Genomic DNA, 20,687 nt, shown 5'->3' on the forward strand with positions numbered 1-20,687 from the left:
CGCCGACGGCCGCCCGGCCCGCCGCCTCGCCCGCCGGGTGGTGCCCAGCGCCGCGGCGAGCGTGCGCGACATCGCCCACCCCGGCGCCTGAAGCCCGCCGTCGCTCGCCACGAGCAGGACGTCAGACCCACGGCCTAGGCTGGCCGCCGTGCCGACCGAGACCGAGACACCGACGCCGGACGCACCCGAGGCCGTCGCTCCCGCGGCCACCGCCCCCGCGCGGAAGGCGGCGAAGAAGGCCGGTCGCAAGGCGCCCGGCAAGGGTCCGCTGCGGCCCAGTTCCGCCGCCAAGGCCGCCGCCAAGGACCCGGGTCTCGGCAAGCCGCGCCTGCTGTTGCTCGACGGTCACAGCCTCGCCTACCGCGCCTACTTCGCGCTGCGTGACGTCGAGATGTCCACGACCACCGGTCAACCCACCAACGCGGTCTACGGCTTCACCTCGATGCTCATCAACCTGCTGCGCGACGAGAAGCCCACCCACGTGGCGGTGGCCTTCGACGTGTCCCGCGCGACCTTCCGGGTCGAGGCGTACGCCGAGTACAAGGCGGGCCGCAGCAAGACCCCCGACGACTTCTCCGGCCAGATGTCCCTCATCCGTGAGGTCCTCGACGCGCTGCGGATCCCGATCCTCACCGCCGAGGGTTACGAGGCCGACGACGTCATCGCCACGGTCACGACCCGCGCCCTGCAGCAGGACCCGCCGCTGCCGGTGCTCATCGCCACCGGCGACCGCGACGCCCTGCAGCTGGTCGGCGACGACGTCACGGTCCTGTACCCCCGGCGCGGCGTCAGCGACCTCACCCGGTTCACCCCGGACGAGGTGCGGGCCAAGTACGACCTGACCCCGCAGCAGTACCCCGACTTCGCGGCGCTGCGGGGCGACCCGTCGGACAACCTGCCGAACATCCCGGGGGTGGGGGAGAAGACCGCCAGCAAGTGGGTCCGGGAGTTCGGGGATCTCGACACCCTCATCGCGAAGGTCGACACCGTGCCCGGCAAGGCGGGCGACGCCCTGCGCGAGCACCTGGGTTCGGTCATCCGCAACCGGCAGCTCACCGAACTGGTCCGCGACGTGCCGATCGAGTTCGAGATCGGCGGCCTCGAGCGCACCGGGTGGGATCGCGACTCCGTCCACCAGACCTTCGACTCCCTGCAGTTCCGGGTCCTGCGTGAGCGGCTCTTCGACGAGGTCGACGCCGCCGAGATCGAGGCCGAGGACGGCTTCGACGTCGAGGTCGCGGTCGTCGGACCCGGTGAGCTCGCGGACTGGCTCGACGCCCACACCCACGACGGCACCCGGATCGGCGTCTCGGTGGCGGGTACCTGGGGCCGCGGCGCCGGCACCATGACCGGTCTGGCCTTCGCCGCGGCCGGTGACACCACCGCGTACGTCGAGGTCGAGACCATGACCGACGACGACGACCGCGCCTTCGGCGCCTGGCTGGTCGACGCCTCGGTGCCCAAGGCCTTCCACGACGTCAAGGGCCCGGTGCTCGCGCTCTGGGACCACGGCTACGCCACGCCCGAGGGCGTCACCAGCGACACCCAGCTCGCGGCCTACCTCGCCCTGCCCGGGCAGCGTTCGTTCGACCTGTCCGACCTCGCCCTGCGCTACCTGCGCCGGGAACTGCGCAACAGCGCCGACGATCCCGACGCCGACGCCGATCCCGACCAGGGCGTGCTGAGCTTCGACGGCGACACCGAGGAGCCGGACCCGGGGGCGGCGGTCAGGGGTCGCGCCGAGGTCGAGACCGTCCGCGCCTCGGCCATCCGGGACCTCGCGGTGGCACTCGACGCCGACCTCGAGACCCGCGGCGCGACCACCCTGCTGCGTCACATGGAGCTGCCGCTCACCATCGTGCTGGCCGAGGTCGAGCACACCGGCATCGCGGTCGACCGCGACCACCTGGAGTCGATGCAGACCGAGTTCGCCGACGCCGTGAAGGAGGTCGAGGGCCTGGCGCACGCCAACGTCGGTCGGCCGTTCAACCTCGGCTCGCCCAAGCAGCTGCAGACCATCCTGTTCGAGGAACGACGCCTGCCCAAGACCAAGCGGACGAAGACCGGCTACACCACCGACGCCGACGCCCTGGCCTCCCTCTACGAGCAGACCGGCGACGAACTGCTCGGGTTGCTGCTGCGCCACCGCGAGGTCGCCCGGCTCAAGACGGTCGTCGACTCGCTGCTGCCGATGATCGACGACCACGGCCGCATCCACACGACGTTCAACCAGACCATCGCCGCGACCGGACGGCTGAGCTCGGTCGACCCGAACCTGCAGAACATCCCGGTGCGCACGGCGGAGGGGCGGCGCATCCGCGAGGCCTTCGTCGTGGGCGCAGGCTACGAGTCGCTCATGACCGTCGACTACAGCCAGATCGAGATGCGGATCATGGCCCACCTCTCGGAGGACGCCGGCCTCATCGAGGCGTTCACCACCGGCGAGGACCTGCACACCTTCGTGGCGTCGCGGGCGTTCGACCTGCCGCCGGAGCAGATCGACGCCGAGCTGCGCCGCCGGGTCAAGGCGATGTCGTACGGCCTGGCGTACGGCTTGTCGGCGTTCGGCCTGGCCGCGCAGTTGAAGATCAGCTCCGACGAGGCCCGCGCCCAGATGGAGGCGTACTTCAGCCGGTTCGGCGGGGTCCGCGACTACCTGCGCGCGGTCGTCGAGCAGGCCCGCTCCGACGGTTACACCGAGACCATCATGGGTCGACGTCGCTACCTCCCCGACCTCACGTCGGACAACCGGCAGCGCCGCGAGATGGCCGAGCGCATGGCCCTCAACGCCCCGATCCAGGGCAGCGCCGCCGACATCATCAAGGTGGCGATGATCAACGTGCAGCAGGCGTTGCAGGGGGCCGAGCTGTCGTCGCGGCTGCTGCTGCAGGTCCACGACGAACTGGTCCTGGAGATCGCACCGGGAGAGCGGGAGCAGGTCGAGGAACTCGTCCGCGCCCAGATGGGGGGCGCCTACTCCCTCGGCCGGGTGCCGCTCGAGGTCTCCGTCGGCGTCGGTCCCACCTGGGACGCCGCCGCCCACTGAGCCGCGGCCCGCCTCAGGGTTGCGGTTCGGGGGCGGTCCACGGGGCCGGGACGTCCACGTCGACCGGTGGTCCGGCGTGGCGGGGCCGACGGACCAGCACCCCCACCGTCAGCAGCAGCGCGATCCACGAGCACGCCGCCACCGTGGCGATCATCGCCGTGAGGCTGCCGTGGCCGAACGTCACGACGGCGACGACCTCGGCCACGGCGAGGGTCCACAGCAGGACGGCCGGGCGGCGGTCGTGGACCGCGAGGCCCGCGTAGATGCACAGCTGCAGACCGGCCAGCGCCGCGCCCTGCGCCGCGAACAGCCACAGCTGCGGGGCGACCGGGTCGTAGCCGCGGCCCAGCACGAGCGGGACCAGGTCGCGCCCGAACCACCCGAACCCGATCGCACCGGCGGCCATCACCGCGAGCGTGAGCGCGGCGGTGCGCAACGCGCGGGGCCGGGCCACCGGGTCCGAGAACCGCGGATACCCGGCCAGGGCGATGAACGCGGGCGCCCAGAACGCCCCGCGGGTCAGCACGTTGCCGGCGGCATAGAGCCCGGACGTCTCGGCGTCGAGGTAGCGGCGCGCGAGGACCAGGTCGAGGGTCGTCAGCAGCAGCACGCCGAGCAGCGCACCGATGTCGCGCAGGAAGGCCGTCACGAGCGGACGGGTGAACGTGGAGCGCCCGAACCGCGGGCGGGCGGCGAACGGGGTCGCGGCCACCACGGCGACGAACGCGAACACCGCGGTGAGGGCGAACGCCAGGGGGATCGACCCGCCGGTCAGCGCGGCGACCAGGCCGGCGAGGAACTTCGCAGCCTGGACCGCGGCGAGCATCACCCCGAGGTGGACGAGCTTGCCCTCACCCTGCACCAGTCCTTGCAGCCCATAGGCGAAGGTCGTCGGGACCATCGACACGGCGAGCCACAGCAGCGCCGACCAGCCGTCGACCGCGAGCAGGGGCCGCAGCAGCGGGACGGCGACCGTCACGACCACGCCGACGCCGACCGACACGATCACGGTGTCGGTGAGGACCCGCGCGGGTTCCGGGCGCTCCCCGCCCGCCACCCGCCGCGCGACCAGGGCCTGCCAGGCGGTTCCCGCGACGCTGGTGGTGACGACGACCCCGACCAGCGCGGCCAGCTCGCCGAACCGGCTCACCGGCAGGGCGCGCGACATGACGACCGTGAACCCGTACCCCAGGACGTTGGTCAGCAGTGACAACGCGGCCAGCGCGACCTGCGCCCTGGCCCCCCGCATGCCCGTCACTCTAAGGCGGTTCCGAGAACGGCTCGGCGCCGTCGAACAGGGCCGCCCGCCACGCCCGGGCGCCCCGGCGCAGCCACTCCCGCGCGGCGTCCGCGAACTCGCCCGGGTCCCTCCCCGTCCGGGCGAACGCGGTGAGCGCCCGCTGCCAGGCCACGGCCCGGCCCAGGTGTGCGACGAGCACCGCCGCGCGGGCGGTGTGCTCGAGGTCCTCACCGGGCGCGAGGTCGGCGAACCCGGCGAGGTAGTCCCGGCGGGCCCGCACGATGAGCGGGTGGGTGAGCGGGGCGTCGTCCAGCAGGCTCGCCAGCACCCGCTGCACCACCAGCAGCACCGCGAACGGGTGGGTCACGACGCTGTCGCCCCAGTCGATCACGGTCACCCGTCCGTCGGCGTCGACCAGGACGTTGCCGTCGTGCAGGTCGTTGTGCTCGACCGCCGCGGGCACGGCTGACGCGTTCAGTCCGCCGACCAGGCGCTCGAGGGCGTTCCGGGCCGAGGCGGGGTTGCTCAGCACGCCGTCGCCCAGGGTGGAGACCAGCTCGTCGAAGCGGTCGAGGGCGTGGGTGACCCGCAGGTCGGGGACGCCCGCGGCCGCCAGGTCGTCGACCAGCGGCATCGACGCCCGCTGCACCCGCCCGACCTCGACCAGCACGGCGGCGAACCGTGCGGGGAGATCGTCGTCGTCGTAGGCGTCGCTGAACCTCGTCCCGGCGTCGGCGAGCAGGACCAGACCGTCGGCCGGGGAGTCCATGAGCACCTCCGGCGTGAGCCGCGGGGTCAGCCCGCCCAGCGTCCGCAGCAGCGCCAGTTCGAACCGCATCGCCGGGGCGGGCTGTTTGAGCCAGACCGGACCGTCGGCGGTGGGCAGGCGCAGCACCCGGCCCCAGGGCTGGTCGGCCTCGACCTCGGGCTCGCCGGTACGCGCCCGGTCCAGGCGGGCGAGGGCGGCGTCGGCCCACGCGAGGGGATCGACCGTCACGCGGTGGAGCGTTCCAGGCGGTCGGCGAGTCGCGCGAGCGGGCGGAGGGCACCACGGTCGAAATCGCGCGGCCAGTGGGGCGGCGGCTCGAAGGCGGTCGCGTCGGCGAAGGTGTCGAGCGCGCGCTGCCACACCCACGCCCGTCCGATCTCGGCGGCGGTCCGTGCGAGCCAGGCGGTCCGCTCGAGGTCCTCGTGCGGCGCGAGCTCGGCGAAGCCCGCCAGGTAACCCCGTCGCGCGGTGACGAGGTCGGGGTGCTCCGGGGAGACGTCGCCGAGCAGGGAGGTGAGCGTCTGTTCGGCCATGACCAGGACGGCGAACGGGTGCGCGACCACCGCGTCGCCCCAGTCGACGACGACCGTGTCGCCCGCCGCGCCGATCAGCACGTTGCCGTCGTGGACGTCGTTGTGGTCGACCGCGTCCGGCACCTTCGAGCCGGCGAGCTCGTCGGCGACCGCTGCGAACCGTCCCCGCAGCACCGCCAGCCGGGCGAACACCTCCGCATCGGTCGCGTGGTCACCGTGATCGGCGCGCGCCCGGTCGAGGACCTCGTCGAACCGTGCGGGCAGGAGCGCCGGACGGAAGTCGGCCACGCCGGCGGCGAGTAGCGCGGGCACGAGCGGCGTGCTCGCGCGTTGCAGCGCTCCGACGGTGGGCCACGCCGCCGCGAACTTCCCCGCGCGCTCGGAGCGGTCCGGGTACGACGCGACGAGCGACGTCCCGCCGTCGGCCAGCAGGAGCAGCCCCCGCGAGGGGTCGGTGCCGAGCACCTGGGGCGCTCCGTCGTGCCCGGCCAGCGCCTGGAGCAGGGTCAGCTCGAACCGCAACGACGGCGCGGGGGCCTTCAACCACACCGGACCGTCGGAGGTCGGAGCCCGGAGCACCGTGCCCCACGGCCGGGTGCGCGGCTGCTCGACGGGACCGGTGCGCGTGCGGTGGACCGCGGCCAGGGTCGCGTCCAACCATCCGGTCACCTCGGCGAGCCAGGTGGGCGAGCACCAGTCGTCGAACGCCGTCACGACGCCGGCTTCACGCAGACGTAGACGGCCGTCCCGGGGATCGTTGCACCCCGCAACGGAGACCACGCGCCCCACGTCGACCGGTTCTCCGCCGGCCACTCGGGCTCCACGAGGTCGACCAGGTGCAGCCCCGCCGCGCTGATCTCGCGGACCCGGTCGCCGAGCGTGCGGTGGTGCTCGGCGTAGACCGGCACGCCGTCCGCGTCGACCTCCACGTACGGCCGCCGGTCGAAGTAGCTCGCCCCGCCGCCACCGGCGACCAGGCCGTCGCGGCCGGGGGAGTCGGGGAAGGCCCACCGCACGGGGTGGGTCGTGGAGAACACGCACCGCCCGCCCGGCCGCAGGACCCGCGCCATCTCGGCCAGCACCGCGGCGCTGTCGGCGACGAACGGCACCGCGCCGTAGGAGGAGAACACGACGTCGAACACCCCCGACGCCAACGGCAGGACGGCGGCGTCGGCCTGCACCAGCGGCACCTCGATCCCGGTCGTCGCCGAGAGTCGCAGGCCCTCGGCGAGCATCCCGGCCGAGAGGTCCGACGCCACGGCGTCGACCCCGCGCTCGCGCAGCCAGCGCGAGCACATCGCCGCGCCCGCCCCGATCTCCAGCACCCGGGCGCCGTCCAGGTCGGCCAGCGGGCCGAGCAGGTGGACGTCGTCCTCCCGCAGACCCTCCGGGCCCCAGACGAAGTCCGCCGCGCCCAGGAACTGCAGGTGCTCGCGGTGGTAGTCGGCCGCCTCGGCGTCCCACCAGCCGCGGTTGGCGCGCACCGTGTCGTGCTGGGCGGTGGGGTCGCGGGTCACCGCGGCCGCGACCCGGCGCGGGGGTGGTCCGGGCACGGGGTGGACGCCGCCGCTCGACACGGTGACAGTGTGGTGGGCCGGGTCCACCCACGTTGACCCACCCCGCCTCAGGTCCGTACTCTTGGCGGTTGCGGTGACGGACCTGCGTACCTCACAGGAGCAGGTCGCGCTCACTTCGCGGACTGGGACGGGCAGAGCACGACGGTCAGGCCATCAGCGGAGCGAAACGGGTCCCCACTGCCCGGGACTACCCATCGGACGCCACCTACTCCATGACCTCCACACTCACTCCCAGCACCACCCCGCAGATCGCGATCAACGACATCGGGTCTGCCGAAGACTTCCTCGCCGCGATCGACGCGACGATCAAGTACTTCAACGACGGCGACATCGTCGAGGGCACCATCGTCAAGGTCGACCGCGACGAGGTCCTGCTCGACATCGGCTACAAGACCGAGGGCGTCATCCCCTCGCGCGAGCTGTCGATCAAGCACGACGTCGACCCCTCCGAGGTCGTCTCCGTCGGCGACGAGATCGAGGCCCTGGTCCTCCAGAAGGAGGACAAGGAAGGCCGGCTGATCCTGTCCAAGAAGCGCGCCCAGTACGAGCGCGCCTGGGGCACGATCGAGGCCAAGAAGGACGCCGACGAGGTCGTCGAGGGCACCGTCATCGAGGTCGTCAAGGGCGGCCTCATCCTCGACATCGGTCTGCGTGGCTTCCTCCCCGCCTCCCTGGTGGAGATGCGCCGCGTCCGCGACCTGCAGCCCTACGTGGGCAAGACGCTCGAGGCCAAGATCATCGAGCTCGACAAGAACCGCAACAACGTCGTCCTGTCGCGCCGCGCGTGGCTCGAGCAGACCCAGTCCGAGGTCCGCAGCGAGTTCCTCAACAAGCTGGCCAAGGGCCAGGTCCGCACCGGTGTCGTGTCGAGCATCGTCAACTTCGGTGCCTTCGTGGACCTCGGCGGCGTCGACGGTCTCGTCCACGTCTCCGAGCTGTCCTGGAAGCACATCGACCACCCGTCCGAGGTCGTCGAGGTCGGCCAGGAGGTCACCGTCGAGGTCCTCGACATCGACCTCGACCGCGAGCGCGTGTCCCTCTCGCTCAAGGCCACCCAGGAAGACCCGTGGCGCCAGTTCGCCCGCACCCACCAGATCGGCCAGGTCGTCCCCGGCCGGGTCACCAAGCTGGTGCCGTTCGGTGCGTTCGTCCGCGTCCAGGACGGCATCGAGGGTCTGGTGCACATCTCCGAGCTGGCCGAGCGCCACGTCGAGATCCCGGAGCAGGTCGTCAACGTCGGCGACGAGCTCCTGGTCAAGGTCATCGACATCGACCTCGAGCGTCGCCGCATCTCGCTGAGCCTCAAGCAGGCCAACGAGGGCACGCTCACCGACGAGACCTTCGACCCGGCGCAGTACGGCATGGAGGCCCAGTACGACGCCGAGGGCAACTACATCTACCCCGAGGGCTTCGACCCGGAGACCAACGAGTGGCTCGAGGGCTTCGACGAGGCCCGCGAGGCCTGGGAGAAGCGCTACGCCAAGGCGCGCGAGCTGTTCGAGGCGCACCGCAAGCAGGCCACCGACGCGCAGACGGCCGACGCCGCTGCCGCCTCGGAGACCGGCGAGTCCACCTCGTACTCCTCGGGTGGCGCCCCGGCCGAGGCCGAGGACGCCGGCGGTTCGCTCGCCTCCGACGAGGCGCTCGCCGCCCTGCGGGAGAAGCTCGCCGGCCGCTGAGCCGACCTGCACCTGCACCACGACAGCGCGTCGTGACGCCCCCGGGCGTCACGGCGCGCTGTCGCCGTTCCCGGGCCGCTCAGCCCTACCGTGACCGGGTGCGAACACTCGTCCTGTTCGGCGTCACCGTGACCGCCGCCGTCCTGCTGACGGCGTGCACCGGCTCGGCGGACGACGACGCCACCCCCGCCCCGACGTCCGCCACGACGTCGAGCGCGACCAGTGCGTCCGCCTCGCCGTCACCGACCGTCACCGCGTTCACCAGCACCTGCGAGACCGCCCTGGCTCTCATCGACGTCAGCCGCGCGACGGGCCAACCCGTCCAGGGCCGCACCGAGTACGTCGTCGGCCAGCCGGATCCGACCATCGGCCGGCTCGCCTACCTCAACTGCCGCTACGGGCTGCCGACGACCACCCCGGCCGCGGGTGCGGCCGCGCCGGTGCCCGGGGTCGAGATCGGGGTCTCGCTGTACGACTCCGCCGACCGGGCGAGCGACCGGGTCGCCGGGACGGTCGAGGACTACCGCGAGAGCGGCTCGCGCGCGGAGGACGTCGACGTCGCGGGCACGACCGGCACCGTCCTCGTCGGCGGCGGCCCACCCACGCTGGTCGTCGCGCGGGACGCGAAGACGGTCGCGGTGAGCGTGAGTCGCACGCTGTCGACCGGGTTCCAGCAGCTGGTGGCCTTGGCCGAACTCGCTCTCGAGGTCGACTGACGTGGCGGCCGGGCGCGCGCTCCGGGTCGCGGTCACCGGCGGCATCGGCGCGGGCAAGTCGAGCGTGTCCACCCTGCTGGCCGAGCGGGGCGCGGTGGTGGTCGATGCCGACCGCATCGCCCGCGAGGTCGTCGAGCCCGGCACACCCGGTCTCGCCGCGGTGGCTGAGGCGTTCGGCCGCGACGTCCTCACCGCCGACGGCGCGCTCGACCGCGCCGCGCTCGGCGCCGTCGTGTTCGCCGACCCCGACGCCCGGCGCCGCCTGGAGGCGATCACCCACCCGTTGGTTCGGGACCTGTCCGAGGCCCGGCTGGCGGCCGTCCCGCCCGGCGCGGTGGCGGTCTACGACGTGCCGCTGCTCGCCGAGAGTCGCAGCCGCGCGGGCTTCGACGTCGTGGTGGTGGTCCGGGCGGATCCCGAGGTGCGCGTCGAACGGCTCGTCGGCCGCGGCCTGACCGCGGACGACGCCCGGGCCCGGATCGCCGCCCAGGCGTCCGACGCCGAACGGGAGGCGCTCGCCGACGTCGTCGTCGACAACAGCGGTGACCGCGCCGCGCTGGCCGTCCGGGTCGACGCCCTCTGGTCGGACCTGACCGCCCGGGCCGGCTCGGCCGGGGGCTGACCGACCCCGGCTTCGACCCCGGACGACCCGATCAGGTACGGTCTACGACGCACGTTTGAGCGGCTGCGAGGCCGCTGGATCGTGCATGCGGACGTAGCGCAGCTGGTAGCGCATCACCTTGCCAAGGTGAGGGTCGCGGGTTCGAATCCCGTCGTCCGCTCGGGGGTCGAGCTGCGGCGGCGTGGCCGAGTGGCTTAGGCAAGGGCCTGCAAAGCCCTGTACGCGGGTTCGATTCCCGCCGCCGCCTCGTAGACGCAACACGGCACGACTGCCCGCGGAACCTCGCGGGCCGAGGGCGATTAGCTCAGTGGGAGAGCACTACCTTGACACGGTAGGGGTCACTGGTTCAATCCCAGTATCGCCCACCACGCCACGCGAGGCCCCGGCTCCGGCCGGGGCCTTCGTCGTTCCCGGGCCGAGCCCACGACCCCGCGCCGGACGGCGGCGGTCGGCACCGGCCCGATCGCTAGGGTCGCGACCGTGCAGGAGTTCCGCGAAGCCGTCGAACGCCGCGACCACGCCGCGATCGAGGCGCTGCTCGCCGACGACGTCGTGTTCACCAGCCCGGTGGCCTTCGCGCCGTACCCGGGCAAGGCCCTCACCGCCGCGATCCTGCGCGCCGTGCTGCGGGTCTTCGAGGACTTCACCTACGTACGCGAGATCCACGACGGTGCCGACCACGCCCTCGTGTTCACGGCCACGGTGGACGGCAAGCAGGTGCAGGGCTGCGACTTCATCCACGTCGACGCCGACGGCCGTATCGACGACTTCCAGGTCATGGTCCGACCGTTGTCCGGTGCAACAGCGCTCGCGGCGGCGATGGCCGAGCAGTTCCCGCGCATCCAGGCCGAGGCGCGCTGAGTTCTCCGACCGCGAAGTCAGCGGCAGGTCAGCACCAGGTGAGCGGTCGACGCGGAACGAGGGTTCCGCGTGCGCGTGTGTGATGCTTCCGCGGCCGTCCCCCCTGCACTGATGGAGACCCGGTCGATGACTCGTCCCACCCGCGCCGTCCTGGCCGGCCTCGCCGCTGCTGCCGAAGGGATCGCGCTGGCGTCCGCACCGTCGGCCGGCGCCGCCACCCCGGGGACGCTGCCCACCGGAGCACACCTGTTCTCCGGAGCCACGCTGACCTCGCCGCGAGGTGCGTACCGGCTGGTCATGCAGACCGACGGCAACCTCGTCGAGCGACGCGTCACCGACAACGCGGCGATCTGGACCTCGCGCACCGCGGGCCACGCGGGCGCGGCCCTGGTCGTGCAGAGCGACGGCAACGTCGTGATCTACCCGAAGGTCGGCGGCGGGATCTGGAGCACCCGGACGACGGGGAACGGCAACGCGCTCGCGTTGCAGGACGACGGCAACCTGGTCGTGCGTTCCGCGGCCGGTCGCGCGCTCTGGACCACCGGCGCCGACCACCCCGCGCCGCCCGCTCCCCGGGGCGACGTGCTGTACGCCGGCGGGTCCTGGACGTACCAGCACCCCAGCTACGACTCGCCCTCGGGGGAGTTCTCCCTGTACCTCTCGGGCGGGATGGTCACCATCCAGCAGGACCTCAACCGCTTCGGGACGGGCACCTGGTCGGCCGGTCGGCTCACCGGTGACGTCTTCACGCCGACCCTGCTCAGCCTCGATCGCGACGGCAACCTGGTGCTCACGGCGGCGGGCCACGTGCAGTGGACGACGAACACCGCGGGCTCCGGGGCGAACTCCCTGAGCATCCAGGACGACGGCAACCTCGTCCTGCGCACCGCCGTCGGCCGCGCCGTGTGGTCGTCGGGATCCGGTCGGGCGATCCTCTACCCCGGGCGGACGCTGACCCCCGGCGCGCAGCTGCGCAACCTCAGCAACGTCGGGCTGCCGTGGGCGACCGCGACGATGCAGAGCGACGGGAACTTCGTGCTCCGCTACGGGTCCGGGGTCGTGTGGTCGTCGAACACGCACGTCGCGGGCTCGCGCTTGGTGATGCAGACCGACGGCAACGCCGTCGTGCGCGCGCCCTCAGGCGCAGCGGTGTGGTCGACCGCGACGTCGGGCCACCCGGGCGCGGTGCTGCTCATCGGTGTCGTCCGCGACCTCCAGGTGACCGGCGGCTCCACGTACTGGCACGCCGTCTGACGCTCGTGGCGCGCGCCGGAACCAGCTCCCGGCGGCCGTCGGATCACACGCCGACGTGCGGGAACTGTGCGGGCGAAGTGTCTTGTCTGTCTGGATCATGCACGGATAGTGTCCGGCGCGCCAGGGACGAATGTCGGATCCGTCCCGTTCCCCGCCGGTGGTCGCCATGCGCTCCGTTCGTGTCCCCGTCCGTGTCCTGAGTGCCGTGGCGGTGACCCTCACCGCCGTCGGGCTCACCGTCCCGTTCGCCGCGTCGAGCACCGCCGCCCCGGCCGTGCCCGCGGGTCTGCCCGCCGCCGCGGCCGCGCAGATCGACGCCCTCACCGCCGCGAAGAACGCGCGTACCCCCGCCCAGCGCAAGATCTCCTCGCAGCTGCTGACCGCGGTCGCGCAGCGCCAGGGCGGTCGGGTCGCGTCGGGGGTCGGTCCGTTGACCACGACCGCCGCGGTCGGCAAGGACGGCACCGTGCGGGTCACCGTCGCCGCCACGCCGACCGGCAGGGTCGACTCGATCGCCAAGGAGATCGACGCGGCGGGCGGTCGGGTGCATTCGATCTGGAAGACCTCCGTCGACGCCGACGTGCCGGCCTCCGCGCTCACCGCGCTCGCGGGCTCGGCCGCCGTGCGCCGCATCGACCCGACCGGCGGCGCGACCCTCGCCGGCGTCACGCCGAACGCCCCGAGGGCGACGGTCCAGCAGCAGGTCGCGGCGGCCGCGGCCACACCGGCCAAGGCCGGGTCGGTCGTGGACGAAGGCGACGTCGCGCTCGCGGCGAACGCCGCCCGCAAGGCCACCCAGGTGCGCGGCGCCGGGATCACCGTCGGCGTGCTGTCCGACGGTGTCGACTCCCTCGCCGGCTCCATCGCCAGCGGTGACCTGCCCGCGAACACCCGCGTGCTCGACGGCCAGGAAGGTTCCGGCGACGAGGGCACGGCGATGCTCGAGATCGTCCACGACGTCGCCCCCACCGCGAACCTGCTGTTCGCCACGGCGTTCGAGAGCGCCGAGAGCTTCGCCGACAACATCCGCGCCCTGCGCGCGGCCGGCGCCGACGTCATCGTCGACGACGTCATCTACTACGCGGAGAACCCCTTCCAGGACACGGGAATCGCCGCTGCGGTCCGTGACGTCACCGCCGACGGAGCCGCGTACTTCAGCTCCGCCGGCAACCAGGGCAACGTCACCGACGGCACCTCCGGCAACTGGGAAGGTGACTTCGTCGACAGCGGCCAGACCATCGGCAAGTTCAAGGGTGTCGCGCACGATTTCGCCCCGGCCTCGGTCGTGCAGGCGTCGGACCCGCTGAGCTCCGACAGTGCGGGCACCGTGACCACGCTGTTCTGGGCCGACCCGGCGGGCAAGGCCCGTGACGACTACGACCTGTACGTCGTCGACGCCAGCGGTGCGGTCGTCGCCGCGTCCAACGACACCCAGGACGGCGACGACGACCCGTTCGAGGTCCTGCAGGTCCCGTCCGGCTCCGGCCTGCGGGTGGCGGTCGTGAAGTACAAGGGCGCCGCGAAGTACCTGCAGGTGACGACGTTCGGCGGTCGGTTCGAGTCCGGCGGCGGTCTGAAGGGCTACGTCACCCCGGGCGTCATCCGCGGCCACGCCGCCGTCCCCGCGGCGTACGCCGTCGCGGCGGTCCCCGCGGCCGACCCGCTGCCGTTCGCGATCAAGCCCGGTCTCGCGAACCCCTCCGGCCCGTACCCCGGCACGTACAAGTCCTCCCAGAAGAGCGAGGTCTTCACCTCCGACGGCCCGCGCCGGGTGTTCTTCCAGCCCGACGGCACGCCGATCACCCCGGGCGACACCAGCGCGACCGGCGGCACGGTGCGGTCCAAGCCGGACCTCACCTCCGCCGACGGCGTCAACACGTCCGTGACGGGCTTCGCCCCGTTCTTCGGGACGTCGGCCGCGGCGCCGCACGCCGCCGCGCTCGCCGCGCTGGCGCTCTCGGGCAACCGGGGGCTGAGCCCCGCCGCCCTCCGCTCCGCGCTGACGACCAACGCGATCGACATCGAGAAGCCCGGCTACGACCGCGACACCGGGTTCGGGATCACGATGGCGAACCGGCTGCTCACGGCCACCGGCGCGACCCCGCAGCCGCTGGTCACGGCCGGTGACCCGACGGTCGTCCCGGCCGGGGACGGCGACGCCTACCTCGAGCCGGGCGAGAGCGCGAAGGTCACCGTGCCGCTGACCAACGCCGGTGACGGCACGGCCGCGAACATCTCGGTCACGGTGACCAGCACCGACGCCACGGTCAGCCCCGCCACCCGGCAGGTCACGACCATCGGACCGGGCCAGACCCGCACCGTGAACTTCACGATCGCGGTGCCGGCGAGCCAGGAGCCCGGCGACCCCGTCGAGCTCGCCGCGACCGTCCGGTTCACCGGGGCGCTCTCGCCGACGACGCGGACCCTGTCCGTCCCGGTCGGGCAACCCTCGGCACCCCGGGCGTTCGCGTACACCGGACCGGCCGTGCCCATCCCGGACAGCACCCCCGCCGGTGTCGACGTTCCGGTGCAGGTGACCGGTGTCGGCACGGTGTCGGGCGTGACGTTCTCCCTCGACGGGAGCGACTGCTCGACCGGAGCGGGCTCGGGGATCGAGCACACCTACGACGGTGACCTCATCGGCACGCTCACCGCGCCCGACGGCACGGAGGTCACGCTCTTCAGCCGCACCGGCGGGACGGGGGAGAACTTCTGCCAGACGGTGTTCACCGACGCAGCCACCACCCCCATCCAGGGGCAGCCGTTGGACGCCGCCCCGTTCACCGGTCAGTTCAAGCCGGCCGAGCCGCTCTCGACGCTCGACGGGGTGAACGCCAACGGCACGTGGACGTTCACGGTCAGTGACAACGCGGGCGCCGACACCGGCACCCTGCGCGCGTTCACGCTGAACGTGGCGGGGTACGTCGCCGCGGGCTGAGCCGGATCCCGCGCCTGGGTAGGGTCGTGCCCATGCGGGTGGGCGTCGACAGTTTCGTTGCACAGGTCACCGATCCCGGGACCGGCCATGTGGTCGGTCCCGCGGAGCGGATGGCGCATCTGCTGGAGGAGATCACCCTCGCCGATGCCGTCGGGTTGTACTCCTTCGGCATCGGCGAGCACCACCGCGAGGAGTACTACGACTCGGCCCCGCCGGTCATCCTCGGCGCGGCGGCCGCCCGGACCTCACGCATCCGGCTCGGAAGCGCCGTGGCCGTGCTCTCGGCCAACGACCCGGTGCGGGTGTTCCAGCAGTTCGCGACCCTCGACCTCATCTCGGGCGGTCGGATCGACCTGGTGGTCGGGCGCGGGTCGTTCACCGAGGCGTTCCCGCTGTTCGGGCTCGACCTCGCCGACTACGACGAGCTGTTCGACGAGAAACTGGCTCTGTTGCTGGAGATCCGGGAGTCGACGCACGTCACCTGGTCGGGTCGGCACCGCCCGGCGCTGACCGGGCAGGGTGTGTTCCCGCGGCCGGTGCAGGACCCGCTGCCGATCTGGGTCGGCGTCGGTGGCACCCCGGAGTCGTTCGTCCGCGCGGGGCTGCTCGGGTTGCCGCTGATGGTCGCGATCATCGGCGGCGAGCCACGGCGCTTCGCCCCGCTCGTCGACCTGTACCGCCGGGCGGGCGCCGAGGCGGGGTACGCGCCCGAGGACCTGCACGTCGGCCTGCACGTGTTCGGCTACGTCGGCGAGAGCCGGCAGCAGGCGTCGGACACCATCTACCCCGGCTGGCACCAGATGTTCACGAGCGTCTCCCGGGAGCGGGGTTTCCCGCCGCCCAACCGAGCCCAGTTCGACGCGACCAGCGGCCCCGACGGCGCGTTCTTCCTCGGTTCACCCGACGAGATCGTGGCCAAGCTCGGACGTGTCGCCGACCAACTCGGCGGCGTCGACCGGGTGTCGATCCAGATGACCAACCCGCGTCTGGCTCACGGCGACCTGCTGCGGGGGATCGAACTGCTCGGCGAGGTCGCCCCGCGAGTCGCCGACGTCTGAGCCGACCTGCGGCCGTCCTACGGGGCGCCGAAGTCGGTCGTCAGCCAGAGCTGACCGCGGCTGTCCACGAGTACGGCCACGCCGACGTGGCGCGCGGTCCCCGACAGGATGTTCTGGCGGTGGCCGTCGTTGGGCGGCACCTCCTGGTACATCTTCGTCTGCATCTCCTGCGCGCCGGCCGACGTCGCGTTCGTCGTCCACGCGATGTTCTCGGCGACGTAGTGCCAGGAGTAGCCGGCGGCGGTGATCCGGGCACCGAGACCCGCCTCGCCGGGGAGCTGGTGCGAGAGCTGGTTCGCCGCCGCCATCGCCGTGTTGTGCCGGGCGGCCGAGGTCACGAGCCGGGGGTCGCTGACCAGCGCGGGCAGACCGTGTGCGGCCCGCTGGCGGTTCAGCAGCGCGAAGACGTCGCCGGCGATGCCCGTGGGGGTGGTCGCCGGCGGCGTGCCCGCCGACCACACCGTCGCGCCGCTCGCGGTGAGCAACCGGGCCACGCCGTCGGACCCGAGGCGCAGCGTGCGCGCGCCGCGCCCGGTCGTACCGGAGGTCCACAGCGCGCGGTTGTCCGAGCCGCGGAGCACGAGGTTGCCGTCGGTCTGCAGGGCGAGCTTGCTCCGGTTGCCGCCGGCGGTGCGGGTCGTCCACGTCGCCGTCGACGCGCGCCGCAGGACCAGGTTGCCGTCGGTCTGCAGCGTCAGCGTGGCCGTGCCCGCCGCCAACGCGTCGCCACCGAGCAGCCCGCCGCCGGCGGCGAGTGCCGCTGGCCGGCCGACCACGCGGGTGAACGGGATGGCGCACGTGCACCACACCGTGGTCGAGCCCTTGCGCATCACGACGTTGCCGTCGTCGCGCACGGTGAGCGTGGTGCCGCCCTTCGACCCGGTCGACCAGGTCGCCACGCCGGCGTTGGTCCGCACCACGAGGTTGCCGCCGCTCTGGAAGACCAGGTAGGACGGCCCCCGCCCGGACGTCCCGGTCGACCACAGCGGGACGGCGTGGTCGGTGTAGAGCACCAGGTTGCCGTCGGTGTTCATCGACAGTCGGTAGCCGTTGGCGGCCGAGACGAGCGCGGTACCCGAGCCGAGCCGGTAGCCGATGCCGACCGTGGCGGTGGCGGAGGCGGCCGGGGCGACGGTCACCGCGAGCCCGGTCAGGGCGGCGAGGACGGCGAGGAGGGCAACGGTGCGACGGCGCACGGGCGACACCTGCTTCGGGGGAGGCCTGCTCCGGGGGAGAGCAGTGACGAGACCGAGGGTAGGCCGCGTCGGCCCGGATCGCAGGGCGACGCCGGTGCCACCGCTGTCGTGCCCCCGTAACCCGGGCGCAACCCGCCGGGCATAGGTTCCGGCGCGTGAAGCTGAGCGACCACGAACGGGACCGGTTGCTGATCACGGTCGCGGCCGACGTCGCCGCCCGGCGCTTGGGTCGTGGGCTGCCGCTCAACCACCCGGAGGCGGTCGCGATGATCACCGCGTTCGTGCTGGAGGGCGCTCGCGACGGCCGCACGGTCGCCGACCTCATGTCGGCCGGGCGCGACGTGCTGACCCGCGAGCAGGTGATGGAGGGCGTGCCCGAGATGCTCGACGAGGTGCAGGTCGAGGCCACGTTCCCCGACGGCACCAAGCTCGTCACGGTGCACGGGCCCATCCGGTGACGCCGCCGATGATCCCGGGCGAGGTCCTGGCGGCCGACGGCGAGATCGAGCTCAACCCGGGTCGCCCGACGGTCGAGGTCGACGTGGTCAACGCGGGCGACCGGCCGGTGCAGGTCGGTTCGCACTTCCACTTCGCGGCCGTCAACCCGGCCCTGGACTTCGACCGGGCGTCGGCGTGGGGGCACCGCCTCGACATCCCGGCCGGGACCTCGGTGCGGTTCGAGCCGGGACTCGCCGTCACCGTGGTGCTGGTCCCGATCGCGGGCGCGCGGGTGGTGCCGGGCCTGCGGCCGGAGTACGCGGGCGTGTTGGACGCTCGCGGGCCGGACGGGCCGGGCGCATGAGCCGGTTGCCACGGTCGCGGTACGCCGACCTGTACGGGCCGACCGTCGGGGACCGGGTCCGCCTGGCCGACACCGACCTGTTCCTGGAGGTGACCGAGGACCGCTGCGGTGGGCCGGGCCCGCTCGCCGGCGAGGAGGCGGTGTTCGGCGGCGGCAAGGTCATCCGGGAGTCGATGGGCCAGTCGGTCGCCACCCGCGCCGAGGGCACACCCGACCTGGTCATCACCGGGGTGGTCGTGCTCGACCACTGGGGGGTCGTCAAGGCCGACGTGGGCATCCGCGACGGCCGGATCGTCGCGCTGGGCAAGGCCGGCAACCCCGACGTCATGGACGGGGTGACCCCCGGCCTGGTCATCGGCGCGTCCACGGAGATCCTCGCCGGCAACGGCAAGATCCTCACCGCGGGCGGCGTGGACAGCCACGTGCACATGATCGCGCCGCAGCAGATCCCCGAGGCGCTCGCCGCGGGCATCACGACGCTCATCGGTGGCGGCACCGGTCCGGCCGAGGGCACCAAGGCGACCACGGTCACGCCGGGGGCGTTCTGGCTGGACGCCATGATGCGGGCGGTCACCGCCTGGCCGGTCAACGTCGTGTTCCTCGGCAAGGGCAACGTGGTGTCCGACGCCGCGCTCCAGGAGCAACTCGACGCCGGCGCGGGCGGCTTCAAGCTGCACGAGGACTGGGGGACCACCCCGGGCGCGATCGACGCCTGCCTGACCGTTGCACAGCGCAACGGGGTGCAGGTGGCCATCCACACCGACACCCTCAACGAGGCCGGCTACCTCGAGTCGACGCTGGCCGCGATCGGCGGGCGACCGATCCACACGTACCACACCGAGGGGGCCGGCGGCGGCCACGCACCCGACATCATCCGCGTCGCTGCACACAGCAACGTTCTGCCGAGTTCCACCAATCCGACCAGGCCGTTCACCCGCAACACCCTCGACGAGCACCTCGACATGCTGATGGTGTGCCACCACCTCAACCCGTCGTTGCCGGAGGACCTCGCCTTCGCCGAGAGCCGGATCCGGCCCTCGACCATGGCGGCCGAGGACGTCCTGCACGACCTCGGTGCGATCTCGATGATCGGGTCGGACAGTCAGGCGATGGGCCGGATCGGCGAGACGATCATCCGCACCTGGCAGACCGCGCACGTCATGAAGGGCCGCCGCGGCTCGCTACCGGGTGACCCCACCGGCTCCGACAACCTGCGGGCCCGCCGCTACGTCGCCAAGTACACGATCGCCCCGGCCGTCACCCACGGCCTGGACCACGAGGTCGGTTCCGTCGAACCCGGCAAGCTCGCCGACCTCGTCCTGTGGTCACCGGCGTTCTTCGGGGTGCGGCCGGAGGTCGTCATCAAGTCCGGCGTCATCGTCTGGGGGCAGATGGGCGACGCCAACGCCTCGATCCCGACCCCGCAGCCGGTGCTGCCGCGGCCGATGTTCGGCGCGTTCGGTGCGCTGCCCGCACGCCTCGGCCGCACCTTCGTCTCGCCGTCGGCGCTCGAGCACGGTCTCGCCGAGCGGTTCGACTCCGACCGGCCGCTGGTCGCCACCCGCGACGTCTCGGGTCTGTCGAAGGCCGATCTGCCGGAGAACACGGCCCTGCCGGCGATCGACGTCGACCCGGAGACCTTCGCCGTGCGCATCGACGGTGACCTCGTCGAGCCCGACCCGGTGCCGTCGTTGCCCATGACCCAGCGCTACTTCCTCTTCTGATGAGCGCGGCGCCCTCGTCGTTGCTGCTGCTCCTGGTCGACACCCGGTCACCCGCGGGCGCGCACTCGCACTCGCTGGGCATGGAACCCGCGGTGAGCGCGGGCTGGGTGCGGGGGATCGACGACCTCGAACCGTTCTGCCGTGGCCGGCTGCGCACCGCGGGTGCGGTGGCCGCCGGTGTCGCCGCCCGGGCGCACGCCCTGGCCGGCGCCGACGCACCGGCTGCCGACTGGGTCGCGCTCGACGCCGAGGTCGACGCCCGCACCCCGTCCGAGGCGACCCGGGCGGCGTCGCGGGCGCTGGGGCGCGGGCTGCGGCGGTTGACCCGAGCGATGCTGCCCGCGCTGCCCGATCAGCGTTGGTGGCCGGCGGGACCGCCGCACCACCCGGTCGTCCTGGGTGCGGCGTGTGCGGTGGCGGGCGGGACGGTCGGGTTCGCCGCCCGGGCCGCGGCGCTGGCCACCTGCTCGGCGCCCGCCAGTGCCGCCGTCCGGCTGCTCGGCCTGGACCCCTACGCCGTGCAGGCCGTCCTGGCGCGGCTCGCGCCCGAGGTCGACGCCGTGGCCGACGCCGCTGCCACGGCCCCGGAGATCCCCGCGGGGTCGGCGCCGGCCCTCGACCTGCTCGCCGATGTCCACGTTCTCTCGGAGGTGCGTCTCTTTGCTTCGTGAC

General features: G+C 73.1%; 17 protein-coding genes and 3 tRNA genes. 15 read left to right on the forward strand and 5 right to left on the reverse strand.

Going from position 1 to position 20,687, the window contains the following annotated elements; genetic code table 11:
• Positions 1 to 148: 148 nt before the first annotated feature.
• Complete coding sequence (polA, locus tag ACXR2U_RS11770) at positions 149 to 3,046, forward strand: DNA polymerase I (protein ID WP_458825209.1); 2,898 nt, start codon at positions 149 to 151, stop codon at positions 3,044 to 3,046.
• A gap of 13 nt (positions 3,047 to 3,059) precedes the next feature.
• On the opposite strand, the gene ACXR2U_RS11775 is transcribed toward polA, so the two are convergent.
• Genes ACXR2U_RS11775 through ACXR2U_RS11790 form a run of 4 tightly spaced genes read right to left on the reverse strand, consistent with a single transcriptional unit; the run spans position 3,060 to position 7,165 of the window.
• On the reverse strand, positions 3,060 to 4,295 hold the full coding sequence (locus tag ACXR2U_RS11775; RefSeq protein ID WP_458825210.1) for a polysaccharide biosynthesis protein: 1,236 nt from the start codon (positions 4,293 to 4,295) through the stop codon (positions 3,060 to 3,062).
• 10 nt (positions 4,296 to 4,305) lie between these two features.
• Positions 4,306 to 5,283, reverse strand: coding sequence for a phosphotransferase (locus ACXR2U_RS11780; protein ID WP_458825211.1), 978 nt, complete (start codon positions 5,281 to 5,283; stop codon positions 4,306 to 4,308).
• A complete protein-coding gene (locus ACXR2U_RS11785) occupies positions 5,280 to 6,302 on the reverse strand; it encodes a phosphotransferase (protein ID WP_458825212.1) in 1,023 nt (340 codons plus the stop codon). Before ACXR2U_RS11785 ends, ACXR2U_RS11780 begins: the two co-directional genes overlap by 4 nt.
• Positions 6,299 to 7,165 (reverse strand): class I SAM-dependent methyltransferase, encoded by an 867-nt coding sequence (locus tag ACXR2U_RS11790; RefSeq protein WP_458825213.1) that lies wholly within the window; start codon positions 7,163 to 7,165, stop codon positions 6,299 to 6,301. The genes ACXR2U_RS11785 and ACXR2U_RS11790 overlap by 4 nt, the downstream gene beginning before the upstream one ends.
• A 212-nt stretch (positions 7,166 to 7,377) precedes the next feature.
• Here ACXR2U_RS11790 and rpsA point away from each other — a divergent pair, with 212 nt between their 5' ends.
• The 10 genes from rpsA to ACXR2U_RS11840 all read left to right on the forward strand — a co-directional run bounded on the left by rpsA (position 7,378) and on the right by ACXR2U_RS11840 (position 16,293).
• Positions 7,378 to 8,844 (forward strand): 30S ribosomal protein S1, encoded by a 1,467-nt coding sequence (rpsA, locus tag ACXR2U_RS11795; protein ID WP_458825214.1) that lies wholly within the window; start codon positions 7,378 to 7,380, stop codon positions 8,842 to 8,844.
• Between the two features lie 98 nt (positions 8,845 to 8,942).
• Complete coding sequence (locus ACXR2U_RS11800) at positions 8,943 to 9,560, forward strand: hypothetical protein (protein ID WP_458825215.1); 618 nt, start codon at positions 8,943 to 8,945, stop codon at positions 9,558 to 9,560.
• A gap of 1 nt (position 9,561) precedes the next feature.
• A complete protein-coding gene (gene coaE / locus ACXR2U_RS11805) occupies positions 9,562 to 10,182 on the forward strand; it encodes a dephospho-CoA kinase (protein ID WP_458825216.1) in 621 nt (206 codons plus the stop codon).
• A gap of 87 nt (positions 10,183 to 10,269) precedes the next feature.
• A tRNA-Gly gene (locus tag ACXR2U_RS11810) sits at positions 10,270 to 10,342 on the forward strand.
• A gap of 15 nt (positions 10,343 to 10,357) precedes the next feature.
• Positions 10,358 to 10,429: transfer RNA gene (locus tag ACXR2U_RS11815), tRNA-Cys, on the forward strand.
• Positions 10,430 to 10,475: 46 nt separating this feature from the next.
• Positions 10,476 to 10,550: transfer RNA gene (locus ACXR2U_RS11820), tRNA-Val, on the forward strand.
• A 112-nt stretch (positions 10,551 to 10,662) separates the two neighbouring features.
• Positions 10,663 to 11,043 carry a nuclear transport factor 2 family protein gene (locus tag ACXR2U_RS11825; RefSeq protein WP_458825217.1) on the forward strand — a complete coding sequence of 127 codons (381 nt, stop codon included), beginning with the start codon at positions 10,663 to 10,665 and terminating at the stop codon, positions 11,041 to 11,043.
• Between the two features lie 126 nt (positions 11,044 to 11,169).
• Entirely contained in the window at positions 11,170 to 12,297 is a 1,128-nt protein-coding gene (locus ACXR2U_RS11830) for a hypothetical protein (RefSeq protein ID WP_458825218.1), read from the forward strand.
• Between the two features lie 205 nt (positions 12,298 to 12,502).
• Positions 12,503 to 15,235, forward strand: a complete 2,733-nt coding sequence (locus ACXR2U_RS11835; protein ID WP_458825219.1) for a S8 family serine peptidase — start codon at positions 12,503 to 12,505, stop codon at positions 15,233 to 15,235.
• 32 nt (positions 15,236 to 15,267) lie between these two features.
• Positions 15,268 to 16,293 carry an LLM class flavin-dependent oxidoreductase gene (locus ACXR2U_RS11840; RefSeq protein ID WP_458825220.1) on the forward strand — a complete coding sequence of 342 codons (1,026 nt, stop codon included), beginning with the start codon at positions 15,268 to 15,270 and terminating at the stop codon, positions 16,291 to 16,293.
• A 17-nt stretch (positions 16,294 to 16,310) separates the two neighbouring features.
• Here the strand turns inward: ACXR2U_RS11840 and ACXR2U_RS11845 are convergent, their stop codons facing one another.
• Positions 16,311 to 17,489: a CAP domain-containing protein gene (locus ACXR2U_RS11845; RefSeq protein ID WP_458825221.1), complete on the reverse strand. Its 1,179-nt coding sequence runs from the start codon at positions 17,487 to 17,489 to the stop codon at positions 16,311 to 16,313.
• 155 nt (positions 17,490 to 17,644) lie between these two features.
• Between ACXR2U_RS11845 and ACXR2U_RS11850 the strand changes: the two genes are divergently transcribed.
• From ACXR2U_RS11850 to ACXR2U_RS11865, 4 genes are read left to right on the forward strand one after another with little or no spacing between them, the layout of a single operon-like run.
• Positions 17,645 to 17,947: an urease subunit gamma gene (locus tag ACXR2U_RS11850; RefSeq protein ID WP_458825222.1), complete on the forward strand. Its 303-nt coding sequence runs from the start codon at positions 17,645 to 17,647 to the stop codon at positions 17,945 to 17,947.
• 8 nt (positions 17,948 to 17,955) lie between these two features.
• Positions 17,956 to 18,291, forward strand: a complete 336-nt coding sequence (locus tag ACXR2U_RS11855; RefSeq protein ID WP_458825302.1) for an urease subunit beta — start codon at positions 17,956 to 17,958, stop codon at positions 18,289 to 18,291.
• On the forward strand, positions 18,288 to 20,015 hold the full coding sequence (locus ACXR2U_RS11860; protein ID WP_458825223.1) for an urease subunit alpha: 1,728 nt from the start codon (positions 18,288 to 18,290) through the stop codon (positions 20,013 to 20,015). The genes ACXR2U_RS11855 and ACXR2U_RS11860 overlap by 4 nt, the downstream gene beginning before the upstream one ends.
• Entirely contained in the window at positions 20,015 to 20,686 is a 672-nt protein-coding gene (locus ACXR2U_RS11865; protein WP_458825224.1) for an urease accessory protein UreF, read from the forward strand. The genes ACXR2U_RS11860 and ACXR2U_RS11865 overlap by 1 nt, the downstream gene beginning before the upstream one ends.
• Position 20,687: the final 1 nt, after the last annotated feature.

The organism is Jatrophihabitans sp. YIM 134969 (assembly GCF_054456675.1).